Source organism: Pseudomonas sp. KBS0710 (assembly GCF_005938045.2).
Taxonomy (GTDB): domain Bacteria; phylum Pseudomonadota; class Gammaproteobacteria; order Pseudomonadales; family Pseudomonadaceae; genus Aquipseudomonas.
The window spans coordinates 2,902,472-2,917,336 of the sequence record NZ_VCCF02000001.1; the positions used below are offsets into that span (position 1 = coordinate 2,902,472).

9 protein-coding genes are annotated in these 14,865 nt (G+C 57.6%); 4 read left to right on the forward strand and 5 right to left on the reverse strand.

The window, feature by feature from the left end:
- Positions 1 to 33: 33 nt before the first annotated feature.
- Entirely contained in the window at positions 34 to 1,338 is a 1,305-nt protein-coding gene (locus FFI16_RS13155; RefSeq protein WP_138815945.1) for an ATP-binding protein, read from the reverse strand.
- A gap of 3 nt (positions 1,339 to 1,341) precedes the next feature.
- On the reverse strand, positions 1,342 to 2,043 hold the full coding sequence (locus tag FFI16_RS13160; protein WP_017135033.1) for a response regulator transcription factor: 702 nt from the start codon (positions 2,041 to 2,043) through the stop codon (positions 1,342 to 1,344).
- Between the two features lie 171 nt (positions 2,044 to 2,214).
- Here FFI16_RS13160 and FFI16_RS13165 point away from each other — a divergent pair, with 171 nt between their 5' ends.
- The 4 genes from FFI16_RS13165 (at position 2,215) to FFI16_RS13180 (ending at position 7,963) form a co-directional block, all read left to right on the forward strand.
- Positions 2,215 to 3,369: an efflux RND transporter periplasmic adaptor subunit gene (locus FFI16_RS13165; RefSeq protein ID WP_026013522.1), complete on the forward strand. Its 1,155-nt coding sequence runs from the start codon at positions 2,215 to 2,217 to the stop codon at positions 3,367 to 3,369.
- A 6-nt stretch (positions 3,370 to 3,375) separates the two neighbouring features.
- Positions 3,376 to 6,474, forward strand: coding sequence for an efflux RND transporter permease subunit (locus FFI16_RS13170; RefSeq protein WP_138815944.1), 3,099 nt, complete (start codon positions 3,376 to 3,378; stop codon positions 6,472 to 6,474).
- A gap of 100 nt (positions 6,475 to 6,574) precedes the next feature.
- A complete protein-coding gene (locus FFI16_RS13175) occupies positions 6,575 to 7,216 on the forward strand; it encodes a DUF1345 domain-containing protein (protein WP_138815943.1) in 642 nt (213 codons plus the stop codon).
- Positions 7,217 to 7,534: 318 nt separating this feature from the next.
- Complete coding sequence (locus tag FFI16_RS13180) at positions 7,535 to 7,963, forward strand: hypothetical protein (protein WP_138815942.1); 429 nt, start codon at positions 7,535 to 7,537, stop codon at positions 7,961 to 7,963.
- A gap of 65 nt (positions 7,964 to 8,028) precedes the next feature.
- Here the strand turns inward: FFI16_RS13180 and FFI16_RS13185 are convergent, their stop codons facing one another.
- From FFI16_RS13185 to FFI16_RS13195, 3 genes are all read right to left on the reverse strand, one after another.
- Positions 8,029 to 10,293 carry an autotransporter outer membrane beta-barrel domain-containing protein gene (locus FFI16_RS13185; RefSeq protein WP_138815941.1) on the reverse strand — a complete coding sequence of 755 codons (2,265 nt, stop codon included), beginning with the start codon at positions 10,291 to 10,293 and terminating at the stop codon, positions 8,029 to 8,031.
- Between the two features lie 256 nt (positions 10,294 to 10,549).
- A complete protein-coding gene (locus FFI16_RS13190; protein ID WP_138815940.1) occupies positions 10,550 to 12,586 on the reverse strand; it encodes a hypothetical protein in 2,037 nt (678 codons plus the stop codon).
- A gap of 199 nt (positions 12,587 to 12,785) precedes the next feature.
- Entirely contained in the window at positions 12,786 to 14,762 is a 1,977-nt protein-coding gene (locus FFI16_RS13195) for a hypothetical protein (protein ID WP_138815939.1), read from the reverse strand.
- Positions 14,763 to 14,865: the final 103 nt, after the last annotated feature.

Genomic DNA, 14,865 nt, shown 5'->3' on the forward strand with positions numbered 1-14,865 from the left:
GGCACACAGTGTGCGCCCTTCCCGGCGTTTTTTCTAATCAAGCTGCGCAGGCAGCCAGACCCTGAACCGCGCTCCGCCCAGGGGCGAGGCCAGGGCCGTCAAGGTGCCGCCCTGGGCTTCCATGGCGCGCCGGCTGATCGCCAGGCCAAGGCCAAAACCGCCGGTGGCGCGGTCGCGGCTGCGGTCGAGACGATAGAAGGGTTCGAAGATACGCTCGCGTTGCTCCACAGGAATGCCGATGCCGTCATCGTCCACGCAGATTTCACAGCCGTCGGCACACACCTTGACCCCGACCTGGATGCGCCTGTCGCAATAACGCGTGGCATTGCGCAACAGGTTCTGCAACGCCCGGGCGGTGAGGCGCGGGTCGAGGCTGAAACGCTCCACAGTGCAGTCGAGCGCGACGTCGATGACGATCTCGGGGTTTTCCAGTTCGTCATCGACGCTGCCCAGCACGCTGTCGATAAACTCATCGAGCACCACGTCGACCCGCTCCGGCAACTGCGCCGGATTTTGCAGACGGCTGTAAGAGAGCAATTCCAGCACCAGCTCGTCCAGCTCGCGAATATGCGCCACCAGGCTTTGCAGGCGCTCGCGGCTGGCCTGGGGCAAGTCTTCGGACAGCGCCAGGGCCAGGCCGAAGTCCAGGCGTGTCAGCGGCGTGCGCAGTTCATGGGACACGGCGTTGAGCAAGTCGCGCTGCTGGTTGAGCAGGCCTTCGATGTCGTCGGCCATGGTGTCGAACACCGACGCCAGGCTGCCGATGTTGGAGCTGGCGGGAATCTGTGTGCGCTCACTGAGGTTGCCCCGGCCCAATTGCGCGGCGGTGCTTTTCAGGCGCTCCAGGTCGCGCCAGTGCGGGCGCAGCCAGAACAGCAGGCAGGCGAGCAACGCGGCGCCGATCAGTACGTTCATCGACCAGTACAACAGGTTCATGTCCAGCGGGTCGGGCGGGATGCTCAGTTTCACCGCAAACTGCTGGTTGATCGGCGAGCTGATGTCTTCCATCCAGCCCCACTCGCCCAGGCGGATCACCGGCTTGCCGTGCTCCAGCAGTTGTTCCTCCTCAGGCGTATAGCTGGCGTCCTGGCGCAGCAGCAACTTGACTTGCAGCGGTGCGAAATCCCGGTTCAATTGCTCGGTCACGTGGGACCAACGCTCCACCGGCGCGCGCAGATACTGCTTGACGATAAGCTTTTGCAGGCCACGGGTCTGTTCGACGTTGTAGTCCATGTAGCGGTGTTCAAACAGCTGAATCACCAGTTTGGGAATCAGGAAAATCGCGGCACTGAAGGTAATGATGGTGATCAGGTAGAGGCGCAGCAGTACACGAAACATCGATCAGCATTCCCACTCGGAACGGCTGAACAGATAGCCCTTGCCCCACACGGTCTTGATCTTGCGCGCCTCGCCTGCGTGGTCGTCGAACTTGCGCCGCAGCTTGGAGATGGCCACGTCCACCGAGCGGTCGGTGCCGTTGAACTCGATACCACGCAGGCGTTGCAGGATCTGGTCGCGGCTGAGCACTTCACCGGCATGCCGGGCCAGCACCACCAGCAGGTTGTACTCACCGCTGGACAGTTCCACCGCCTGCTCGCGCCAGGTTACGGTGCGCTCCGACAGGTCGATGCACAGGTTGCCCATGACGATCTGGTCGTTGGCCACCTGTGGCTCGGACAAACTGCTGCGGCGCAGCAAGGTGCGTACACGGGCAAGCAGCACGCGCGGCTCGCAAGGTTTGGTGACGTAGTCGTCGGCGCCCATCTCCAGGCCCAGCACCTGATCGTGGCTGTCATCGCGGGCGGTGAGCATCAGAATCGGCAGGCCCGCCGAGTCGGCACGCAATAAACGGCACACCTGCAAGCCGTCGAGACCCGGCAGCATCAGGTCGAGGATCACCAGGTCCGGTGGGTTGAGCCGCGCCCGTTCGCGCACATGGTCGCCACGGCTGAGCACATTGACGTGGTAGCCATTGCGTTCCAGGTAGCTGGCAATCAGCTCGGAGAGTGCGGCGTCGTCTTCCACCAGGAGGATATTGGGCATGGTGTTTCCAAATAATACTGTTTGTTGGTGTGTTGCAGGATTGTGCAAGGATATACGCCCCCGGCGCGCCGCGCGCCGCACCTTACACTTCTTCACACACGGCCTACACAGCTTCACAGCACCACGGCGCAGGTGTCTTTAGGATGCGCCAGTCAATATTGGGATATGAGCATGTCGAAGAATCTGTTTGCGCCGTTTTGCCTGCTGGCCCTGACGCTGGCCCTGAGTGGCTGTGGCCAATCGGCCGATGAAGCGCCAGAGGCGCCACTGGCCAAAGTACGCATCGAAACCCTGCAAGCCAAGCCCCTGTCGATCACCAGCGAATTGAGCGGGCGTATCGCCGCGCCGCGCATTGCCGAAGTGCGCGCACGGGTCGCCGGTGTGGTCATGCAGCGAGTGTTCAAGGAAGGCCACGACGTCAAACAGGGCGACGTGCTGTTTCGTATCGACCCCGCGCCGTTCAAGGCCGACCTGGACAGCGCCCAGGCCAACCTGAGCAAGGCCGAAGCCAATGCGTTCCAGGCGCGCCTGCAAGAGCAGCGCTACAGCCAGTTGGTCGAAGGCAACGCCATCAGCGGCCAGGATTACGACAACGCCCGCGCTGCCGTGCGCCAGACCAACGCCGAAGTCGCCGCCAACAAGGCCGCGGTCGAGCGCGCCCGGTTGAACCTGGGCTATGCCACCGTCACCGCACCGATTTCCGGGCGTATCGGGCGTGCGCTGGTGACCGAAGGTGCGCTGGTCGGCCAGAACGAAGCCACGCCGCTGGCGATCATCCAGCAACTGGACCCGATCCACGCCGACCTCACCCAGTCGACCCGCGAACTCAATGACCTGCGCCGCGCCTTTCGCGCCGGCAGCTTGAAGCAGGTCGGCCAGGACCAGGCCAAGGCCACACTGATCCAGGACGACGGCAGCTTGTACCCGTTGCCGGGCAAGCTGCTGTTTGCCGAAATCAGCGTCGACCCGGGCACCGGGCAGATCATCCTGCGCAGCGAGTTCCCCAACCCGGACCTCGACCTGTTGCCGGGCAGCTTTGTGCGTGTGCGCCTCGAACAGGCCGTGGACAAGCAAGGTATCAGCGTGCCGCAACGCGCCATCACCCGTGACAGCGCCGGCATCCCGATGGTGCTGCTGTTGGACGCCGAGCAAACCGTCAGCCAGCAGCCGGTAGAGCTGGGCGCGGTGATCGAGGACCGTTGGATCGTCAGCAGCGGCCTCAAGCCCGGTGACCGTATCGTCGTCGAAGGCCTGCAACACGCACGCCCCGGTGAAAAAGTCGAGGTGGATGACAGCCCCGCCTCCGGCCAGCCAGTCAAGGAATAACCCGCCATGCCGCAGTTCTTTATTGACCGCCCGATTTTCGCCTGGGTGGTGGCCCTGTTTATTCTGCTGGCCGGCGCGCTCGCCATCCCGCAGTTGCCGGTGGCTCAGTACCCCAACGTTGCGCCGCCGAAAGTGGAGATCTACGCGGTGTACCCGGGCGCCTCGGCCCAGACCCTGGATGAAAGCGTGGTCAGCCTGATCGAGCAGGAGCTTAACGGCGCCGATCACTTGCTGTACTTCGAATCCCAAAGCAGCCTGGGCTCGGCCACCATCACCGCGACCTTCCAGCCGGGCACCAACCCGGAAATGGCCCAGGTGGATGTGCAAAACCGCCTTAAAGCGGTAGAGCCGCGCTTGCCGCAAGCCGTGACCCAGCAAGGTTTGCAGGTAGAGAAAGTCTCCGCCGGCTTCCTGCTGCTGGTGACCCTGACCTCCAACGACGGCAAGCTCGACGACGTAGCGCTCAGCGATTACCTGGCGCGCAACGTGATGAACGAACTCAAGCGCCTGGACGGTGTGGGCAAGGCCCAGCTGTATGGCGCCGAACGTGCCATGCGCATCTGGATCGACCCGCAGAAGCTGATCGGCTTCAATCTGACGCCAGCCGACGTGAACGCCGCGATCAGCGCGCAGAACGCCCAGGTCTCGGCGGGCAGCATTGGCGATTTACCGGGCACCAAGACCCAGGAAATCACTGCCGCGATCCTGGTCAAGGGCCAGCTGTCGACCCCGGCGGAATTTGCCGACATCGTGCTCAAGGCCAACCCCGACGGCTCCACCGTGCGCATCGGCGATGTGGCGCGGGTGGAAGTCGGCAGCCAGGAATACCAGTTCTCCACGCGCCTGAACGGCAAGCCGTCGACCGCCGTCAGCGTACAACTGTCGCCCGGCGCCAACGCGCTGAACACCGCCACCCTGGTGCGGGCGAAGATGGACGAGCTGTCGCGCTACTTCCCGGCCAACGTTGAGTACAAGATCCCTTACGACACGTCGCCGTTCGTCAAAGTCTCGATCACCAAAGTGGTCTACACCTTGCTCGAGGCGATGGCGCTGGTGTTTGCGGTGATGTTCCTGTTCCTGCAGAACGTGCGCTACACCTTGATCCCCACGCTGGTGGTGCCGATTGCACTGATGGGCACCTTCGCCACCATGCTGTTGCTGGGTTTCTCGATCAACGTGCTGACCATGTTCGGCATGGTGCTGGCGATTGGCATCCTGGTGGACGACGCGATTGTGGTGGTCGAAAACGTCGAGCGCATCATGGCCACCGAAGGCCTGTCGCCCAAGGACGCGACGAAAAAAGCCATGGGCCAGATCACCGGCGCCATCGTCGGTATCACCTTGGTGCTGGTGGCGGTGTTCCTGCCGATGGCGTTCATGCCGGGTTCGGTGGGGGTGATCTACCAGCAGTTCTCGCTGTCGATGGCCACCTCGATCCTGTTCTCGGCGTTCCTGGCCCTGACCTTGACGCCGGCGCTGTGCGCCACCTTGCTCAAGCCGATCGCCAAGGGCGAGCACCACGCCAAGGGCGGTTTCTTCGGCTGGTTCAACCGGCGCTTTGAGAGCCTGACTGATCGCTATGAAGGCTGGGTGGCCTATGCCCTCAAGCGCAGCGGCCGCTACCTGCTGATTTATCTGGTGCTGCTGGTGGGCCTGGGGTGGATGTTCAGTCGCCTGCCCTCCTCGTTCCTGCCGGTGGAAGACCAGGGTTACACCATCACCGATATCCAGCTGCCACCGGGTGCGAGCAAGAACCGCACGGTGCAGGTGGCCGAGCAGATCGAAGCGCACAACGCCGGCGAACCTGGGGTGGGCGATACCACCATGATCATGGGCTTCAGCTTCTCCGGTTCCGGGCAGAACGCGGCGCTGGCGTTTACCACGCTCAAGGATTGGTCCCAGCGCAGCAGCGAAGATTCGGCCTCGGCAATTGCCGATCGTGCCAACGCCGCGTTCAGTGAGCTAAAGGATGCGATTGCCTACGCAATCCTGCCGCCGCCGGTAGACGGCCTGGGCACTTCCAGCGGCTTCGAGTTCCGTTTGCAGGACCGTGGCGGCGTCGGCCATGCCGCGTTGATGCAAGCGCGCACCGAGTTGCTGGCCGCCGCGGAAAAAAGCCCGATCCTGGCCAACGTGCGCGAAAGTGCCTTGGCCGAAGCACCGCAAGTGCAGTTGCAAGTGGACCGCAAGCAAGCCAACGCCTTGGGCGTGTCGTTTGCCGATGTGGGCAATGTGTTGTCGTCGGCCATCGGCTCGGCCTATGTCAACGACTTCCCTAACCAGGGCCGCATGCAGCGGGTGGTGGTGCAGGCCGAAGGCGACCAGCGCAGCCAGGTGGCGGACTTGATGAAGATCAACGTGCGCAATAACGCCGGCAAGATGGTGCCCCTGTCATCCTTTGTTGAAGCCAGCTGGACCCAAGGCCCGGCGCAACTGACGCGCTACAACGGCTACCCGGCCATCTCCATCAGCGGCGAAGCCGCGCCGGGGCACAGCACCGGTGAGGCCATGGAAGAAATCCAGCGCCTGGTCAGCCAATTGCCGGCCGGCCTGGGCCAGGAATGGACCGGGTTGTCGTTGCAGGAACGCTTGTCCGGCTCCCAGGCGCCGTTGCTGCTGGGCCTGTCGCTGCTGATCGTGTTCCTGTGCCTGGCGGCGCTATACGAAAGCTGGTCGATACCGACCTCGGTGTTGCTGGTGGTGCCGCTGGGTGTGCTCGGCGCCGTATTGGCGGTGGGCTTGCGTGGCATGCCCAATGATGTGTTCTTCAAGGTCGGCTTGATCACCATCATCGGTTTGTCGGCGAAGAACGCGATTCTGATCATCGAGTTTGCCAAAGACCTGGTTGACCAGGGTGAGGACCTGATCGACGCCACCCTGAAAGCTGCGCGGCTGAGGTTGCGGCCGATCATCATGACCTCGCTGGCGTTTATCCTCGGTGTGGTGCCATTGGCGATTGCCACCGGCGCCAGCTCGGCGAGCCAGCAGGCGATTGGTACAGGCGTGATCGGCGGGATGATCACCGCGACGCTGGCGGTGGTGTTTGTGCCGGTGTTCTTTGTGGTGGTGATGAAGCTGGTGCGCAAGCGCAGCAAGACGGATTAACCCGACAGAACTCGGTCAAAATGCGGGAGCGGGCAGTTCATGATCAAGTCCGCCTGAATGCGCTATGGTGCTCACAACCTCCCCCTTGTTGTGAGCACCTATGGCCTTCCTCGCCCGCACCCACCCTCGCCTCTCATCCGCCGCTGTCCTTGGCCTTGCCGTGGGCATCCTGGCGCCGGCCGATACGCTGATCAGCAAAATCCTGATTGGCTGGAACGCCGGGGTCTGGACCTACCTGGCGCTGATGCTGTGGCTCACCAGCCGTTCACGCGCCGATGACGTAAAACGCATCGCCGAGATCGAGGATGAAAACGCCGGGTTGGTACTGTTCGTGGTGTGCATTGCCGCGATAGCCAGCCTTGCAACCATCACGGTGAACCTGGTGGGCAGCAAAGACCTGGACAGCACGGCGCGCCTGCTGCACTACGGTTTTACCGGCATGACGGTGATTGGTTCATGGTTGCTGACCGGGGTGATTTTCAGTGTGCATTACGCCCGGCTGTTCTACACCTGGGACGGCGACGAGCCGGCGCTGCGCTTTGCTGAAGGGCTGCGCAACCCCAATTATTGGGACTTCCTGTATTTCTCGTTCACCATCGGCGTGGCGGTGCAAACGGCGGATGTGGGGGTTGCAACACGTGCAATGCGCAAAGTCGTGCTGGGGCAGTCATTGATTGGGTTTCTGTTCAATACGGCGATTCTGGGTTTCTCGATCAATATTGCCGCCGGACTGTTTAGCTGAGCTTGAACACCCCGTACACGTCCCTTGTCGACGGCTGGTTTAGTCTAAATAGTTATTAAGGGCATTTTTTTAGACTGTCAACTATGACAGTAGACAATCCCAGGGAAAGGGATTTAATGGCCCGAGTCATTCAAAAATGGCACTTCAGCGTTTCAGTTAATCACTCCCACGCAGGTGGCAAAATGAAAAAGATAAACACGCATTTGTAAACTGTGACTTTTGACAGTTACCTAAATTTTTTTTTGCTGTTTGATACCTATAGTCAGAAGCATCAGGGCTTCTGGGTTTTGCAGACACATCATTGATGGAGAGGCGATCATGGCAGCGCAACAAAAATTGGCAAGTCAAACTCCGGCCCCTCGCGACGTAAGTGGCGACGTCAAAGGAACGATTGGTGCTCACGTTTTTAAAACTGAGATCGGAAAATATTCTCACCATAACGGTACAGTTCAACTATACCTTATTGATAAACATGACGACGGCAGCGTGGAGGAAGAGGTCTTCATCCAGTTTTCGAGTGACGTCGAACGCAACAAAGAGCTGACGCTGCTGTTCCAGAAATCTCCACAGGCCTGGGTTACCTTCAACGCCGACAACCCTCCAAGGGTCGTTCAGTGTACCGAGGCAACCCTGTTTATTGAAACGCTGGAAATCAATCCCTTCAATGTCAAAGGCTGGCTCAATGGAAAGACTGATGAGGATGCTCATCCGGTCAACATCGATTTTACTCTGAATCAAAACATTTAAGTTCCAACGACAAAAAAGCCCTGGTCGAAAGATCAGGGCTTTTTTTGGGGCGGCTTATGCTCTACTTAGAAGGAATAACGTACACCCACGTTGGCACCCAGAACCTGCTCAAATTTGTTGCTGGAGCTGGTCTCCAGGTCCGCGTGCATTTGCAGATTCTGCGAGAGCTTCACTGCCAGGCCGGCACCAAATTTGGCGCGTGAGCCCGACAAATCATTGTTGAAGGTCTGGTTATTAACCGACACCTTATTGTTATTGGCGAATTCGTGGACCATTGCCGCACGCACGTAAGGCTGAATAATGGCGCCGCTGTCGAGTTGAATATCACGGCCAAGGGTCGCACCGGCTTCGGCAATACGTGAACGGGTACGTTCACCATCGACTTGCAAACCATTTTTCAGGCTGTAAGTACCGCCCTGCACCACAATCGTCGAAATTCGACCATAAGGTTCAACATACCAGCCATCATCGAGTTTGATATTGCGACCGAACTCTGCCGACAGGCTGCCACCCACGTTGTTGTAGTTACCTTTGGTCGACGTACTGTCACTGAGGGTGACCTTGGCTTCGTTCTGGAAACGGTTGGCCTTGGCGACCGTATCAAAGTAGAAACCGCTTTCCTGGTCCATCCACGTTGCATAAGCGCCCACGAAGTAGCTCTTGACGGTACCCGAGGAGCCGCGAGCGGGGTTCAGGTCGGACGTACTATGGCCGGCCATCACACCCACCAGCCATTGGCTGTCCGCCAGCGGCATATCGGCACCGATGGAGAAGCCGCTCTGGTTCTGCGTATACGCGGTACCGGAACTTTCAGACACATTATATTTGTTAGCAAGCCCGCGAAACCAGAGACCCGCCTGGCCTGGCTCGAAACGCAACTCGCCCATACGTGCGCGCAACGAGGCCTCTTCGCCGTACATCACGGTCGGTGCAGTATTAAACAAGGCGGTCGCCACGCGAGTGCTGCGGCTTCGCACCTTTGTTTCGGGATCGAGGTACCAATCGGTCCCTTCTTTTTTCAAGTCATAGGCAAAAGCGCCTACGTCTACCGGGCCATTGGCCAGGGAAAACCGTGCATCACCACCGCCCGTATGGACCACACGAACCTGATCGGGGTTGACCGGCTCAGCGCCGCTGGCCGACAGCAAAAGGCTGTGATTACCGGTGGCCTCGCCGGTGACATTGATGAAGTCCGTTTTACCCTGCGCAAAATCGGTGCCCATAACAAACGTGCCATCACCCGCGAGAGTATTCAGGTTCAGTTGATAGAACGCATCTCCAGCGCCCATGGTAACCGTACCACCGGCCATATTCAGTGCACCGACCTGGCTGTCGCCGGTCATGTTCCAATTGGAGGTGGCGCCCACGCTTAAACTGGAGACATTCTGCAACTGGCCAGTCAACTCGGCGTTGTTTTGCAGGTTCAAATGGGCTGTGCTGGCGTCGTCGACCACCACATTACCGTTCAAGCGGCTGTTATCAACATTCATTGTTGCCAAACCGCCGCCGGTGACCGTCAGCACATTACCGTCGCCACCCGTCAAGGTAGAGCCGTTGAGCACGTCTATTTGCACCACAGGCGCCAAACCTGGCGTGCCCCTGACCAGAATAGCGGAACCGTTTTTACCCTCTACGACAGACTGGTCCAATACCAACTTGCCATCGGTGTTGTCGTTACGTCCACGGCTGAACGTCACCCCGTTACCCTGCCCGAGGATAGTGCTTTGGCTGGCTTTAGCCGTGGCACCTATCACGGATAGGCCATAACTGTTCGCGCCAGTACCTTGTACCACCGTGTTTTGCTTGAAATTCACCTCGGCGCCATTACTGACTGACGCACCGCCTTGAGAACCGCTGATATTGCTGTTGAGCACCTCGGTTGACGAGCCGTTCGCCGTATTGGCAGCACCCACCGAATGCAAGCCCAAACCGTTAGAGTTAGTAATGGTGCTGTTATTGATAAAGGCAACACTTCGTTCGAGGCGCACGGCGGCAAGCACCGGGTTGTTCGAGGAAACCTGCGCCGAGTTGATATTGACCGTGGACCCATCAGTCGCGCGAACACCGTTGGCTTGGCTGCCGCTGTTCATGTTCAACGTAGAGTTTGCGAGTGCAATATTCGTTGCAGTTGCGCTGTTCATGTCCAGGGTGGACTTGTTAAACAACTGCCAATCTGTAGATTGCTCAGTGGCATCGATGGTTTTTTGCTCACCATTCAACTGAGCTGCTTGCGCTTGCCCGTGCAGTGCCGCAAACAGGCAAACTGTAATGGTTGGAACTTTCATCATTGCATTCAATGGCTTGAGTTCAAAAATATTCAGCGCCGACATGGTCAATCACTCTTTGGATGCAGCCTACGAAAACGGTTTGGCTCTTCTCGGGATAAGGAACCTAACCTCTTAGGCGCACAGAGTAAGGAGTAAACATCCGGTGCGATGTAGGAATAATCCATTAAACACGCAGTAAAAACTTGTGAATCTGGTAGCCGATCAAACCTAAATGCCGGTGACTTTCGCCTCCCCTTCCAGGAAGGGGAGGCGAAGCCATACCAACCGCTTTCCTGCCGCGCGTCCAAAGGCGCTGGCGTTACGGTGTCGGGAGTGGAGTAAAGTCGCAATAAGAGGCCGACAAGGATGTGCGCGCGTTGATCGTGGCGTTGCCGCGTCCGCTGATGTTACCTTCGAGTGGTGCGACGCTGGTCACCTCTACGCGCCCGAGTCGTAACTGCCTGAGAAATGAAAACGGCACCGTGAACGTAAAACCACTGGCTTTTACCTGAGGGGTAATAAGCTGAGGGTAGGATTCGACCACGTTGATTGTCGGGTTCACACGCGGTGAGAGAACGCGAACAAACAATGTCAACGTCCCACCCAACACAAACCTCGGGTCTCCCGGCACAAATATCCGGCCATCATAATCAGGAGGGGTCACTTGTGGCCTTGGCCCCATTGAATCACAGTTCCAAATCAAACTCGGGCCGCTACCATACGTACGCACAAACTGAGGCGCGGCCAGTGAAATCATCACCGCGTCTATTACCTCGATTTCTGTATTCGGCGCACGATTGAGGTTGTCAGTGGGGCCCGGGGTTTCCGAGGCTGCCACGAAATAATGAATATTTTGTTTACCATTGCGCTTGATCAGTTGTGAGGGCCAGGGGATTGTAAGGGTGAACGGATCACCTGGTAGTTCAGTAGTGATTTGTTTCGCAGGCGCAACGGCAATGCCATCGTCCCCTACAACGTGGATCCACTGCCCGGCGGTCGGTATGTCTGCGGCCGTCCAGAGCATTATGTGCACGGTAAGATCGTTATTGGCATGATTGGCTCTTATCACATCCGCCTCCGTCGAACCTAGGCCAAATATATGCGCTTGATTCAGGTTGGGGTTCGGGCTGCCTGGTTCACCTGGGTTTACCCCGCCCGTCACACTCAGGTCAACATTGATGGTTTTAATCGGTGAGTCGAAGGTTTCGCCGTTTCGTACTACCCGGAATTGCACCTCAGTCGGTTGAGGTCCTTTCTTCGTCCCGTAGTCAGTCCTTATCAAGGTGTTCAGTGTTGTTCCCGAAATCACCGAGGGCAAGGTGGTGAACGTAGGCGATAACGCAGTGAACGGCTGTGTGCCCACTCTCCACTGAATTTGATCCAGGGAGAACTGCGGGTTCGAATAGGTAGCCTCGAAGCTGATACCCGTCACATAGTCCGCAATATTGAGCAAGTCATCCAGACTGCCCCCTACTGGTGCCGGTGCCAGCGGAATGAAAATGTCTAATTGCTCGGGCGCAGGTAACAGCGACACATTGAAGGTGCTGACGACCGATGGCCGGCTTGTGTTCCCCGCGGCGTCGGTAATGGTGCGGAAAAAATTCCATTGTCCGCTGCCGGTGATGTCGCTCGGAGACACGGTATAGGTGTTACCGGTTTGCAGCATCAGACGTGGCGGGACCTGGGCACCCACCTCAAACGCGGGCAGTGGGACCAGGCCTTGGCTCCAGTAGTACCGCACGGTATCGCCTATTGCCCATTGCCCACTTGCAGTCGGGTAGTTATTGTCAGGAATTGAGTGTGGGAGTCCCCCATCAGCGTTAATAATGCTCTGCGTAAGAGGCGCACCCGCCGGAAGACTACCCGTGTATTGTGCAGCGGGTGGCACATCGCGACTACCGAGGGTGGCGTAGGGAGGAATCCGGTCCACCGTCAAAAACTGAGGGGACGAATACTCAAACTCTTCTTGGGGTACCGAATTATTATTATCATCGAACGAATTTACAAACAACCGATGCTCGATCTGATATCGACCATGTGAGAACCCACCCACACCCTGAGGAGGTGAGAGGGTCACATCAATGACTGTACCTGTCATCGGCAGCATAAATTGTACAGGCCCATGCAACGTAACCCAATTGGGCAGCGGCAAGTCGAGGTTCTGCCATCGTACTTCGATCCAGTCAAAGTCGTCCGAGTCCGTGCCTAATGGACAATGCACGGTAATAGGCCGCGTTGCGTTGTCTGCTGAAATAAGGCCGGTCGTATCATTGAGTACGCCCTCGATCTGAGGCTGACCCAACCTTGGCCCTTCCGCGAGTATGGCCGCTACTTTTGCGCTTACAGGAGTGCTCATTTCATATTCTCCATCATCATTTGATATGATTGCCGAACAAACACATGCAGTCAGCCAGCATCAACGTGCTGCTGAAAATTTACTTCTCTACTGCGTCGCGCCCCCACTTACTTATGCACTAGAGGTGAAGACTCGCTTGATAAAGATTAACTGTCACGCGCTGTAGCGCACGGATTGCAAGTAGCCGTGACACTTAGTTTTACTCTGGGCCGTCGCCATTCGGTCCGCAGTAGTTGCCCGTGGAATACCTGCGGTCAATTTGCACATAATTAATATATGAAGTTCCCAGTTGGATGCCGTTGCGAAATACGCTGTAACGCGCCGCCGCCCCGGCATAGTCTTTCAGTGGTTTGATCAGATTTTCATAATCGCGCACCCAGAAGCTATGGGACGTATCGCCAGCAGCCCATTCATAGGTGAAGGGTTGAGCCGTTGACGGAATCGGGTCACGGTCAGGGTAATGTTCATACCCTTGCCATGTCATTACCACCTGATCGCCTGCTTGCAGTGTATTGGGCACAGGTTTCACTAGTACTTCAATACCTAGCCAAAGGGGCGGTTTAGTAGTGCAATTAAGAAATTTGTTAGGGTGTTGTAACGACTGCGGAAAAATCGGTTTTTCATATTTGATGAGAGGGGCGAGGCTGACGAAAACTGTTTGATCAGGCGATAACTGTTGGTTGACGCCATTGTCGGTCTGGTAATTCACCAGGGTCGTCGCATTACTACCAGCGCTCTGGATCACCGACCAGGGGATCAGGTTATCAAAGTCCACGACCCTCCCGCCGACGTCACCGCTCTTGACCCGATAAGTTGCCACCGGTGCCGCTTGGCCCGGCCAACTAAGCACGGCGAGTTCGCCTGGCATTGGTTTGTCGAACAACGTAAACGAAGCCCTTACCGGCTGGTTGGCATCACGATAGTCTAAACGGTTGGGGACCGGAGAGATCGCGCCATGGATGTTCACCAAGGCTAATTGGCGGTTCAGCAGTGCGGGAGCTTGCGGGTTTTCCTGGCCCGCAACAGTCATGTCCACGGTGACCCGCTTAACTGGCGAGCCCACACCCGGCCCCACCGTATTGCCTGCACGCAAAATGTAGTAACGCACGGGCAAGTCAATGATTCGGCGCAGATCAGCGCCTTTGGCGATCAGCACGCTCCACTCCACCGTGACCGTAAGTGGCAGTGCAGTGACCGGCACCGCGGGGAGCTTAATACCATCCCATTCGACCACACACTGATCACCCGCCAGCCGGTTGTCATATTGGCGCACCCTGACTGAAACAATACGACGGGCATCCTCGCGATTAATCAGCAGATCCGACTCGTAGGCCGGTACTTCAGGCGGCGACAGCCTGGCAGGTGGAGCGTTCAAGATCAGCCGGGTACTCGCAACCAGCGAATACTGGGCAGAGAGGTTACCTGCCCGGTCACGTAGCCGATAGAAAAAATAGAGCACCGCAGCGCCGGCAAACTTGCGAATCTCTGCCACGGGAATATTGACCAGCATGGGCCCGCTGGTGGCTGCAAATGACTGCATAGGAAACGCTGGACCTGTGGGTTGAGTGCCATGGGTATTTAAGTAACCTAACACCGTGTCCCCGGCCTTTCGATCCAGGTAGTCTCCGGGCACTTCCACATCAATCGATGTACTGTTGTCTAGATCGAACTCGGTAATAGGGTCAAGTAAAAACCTGGCTGCCTTAAGGACTTCGCCGCCGCCCGGCGCCACTCTGTCAATGATGATAGTTGTGACGAACGATGTTTCGAACACCTCAGTGTCTGGAAACAGATTATGGACCCGATAGGAAAGGTCCACCACCGCACTATTCAAAAAGTAGGCTTGGGGAATCTTGATTTCAATAGGAAACTGTCCCGCAATGATAGGTCCGCGTAACTCTATCGGTTCAATTTCAATTGGGACACTTCCCCTGGCGTGGTAGATCGGGACCACAAAATCGCTTTCGTTTTCCCCCGCCAACTCTGTCCACGGTTCCGTCAACTCAACGCGCAGATCGTCAAATAGATATTTTATTGGGATCACACCGTCGGACAATGCGTATTCTATAGAAAGCTTTTCCAATGTGCGCGGAGGCGACACTGCGACAGACTCAATGGCAGTCGAACCTGCAACATTCCCAGTGTTGATCGAATTATCCGACGTGCTATTGCCCATGGTATTTTCCGCCGCGTTTGTGAATCGCTTTAATGAGCTACGTTAGGCAAGATTGAATACCCAACAACGTCTTTCGGATACTGTCAGAACTAACAGGTAGCCG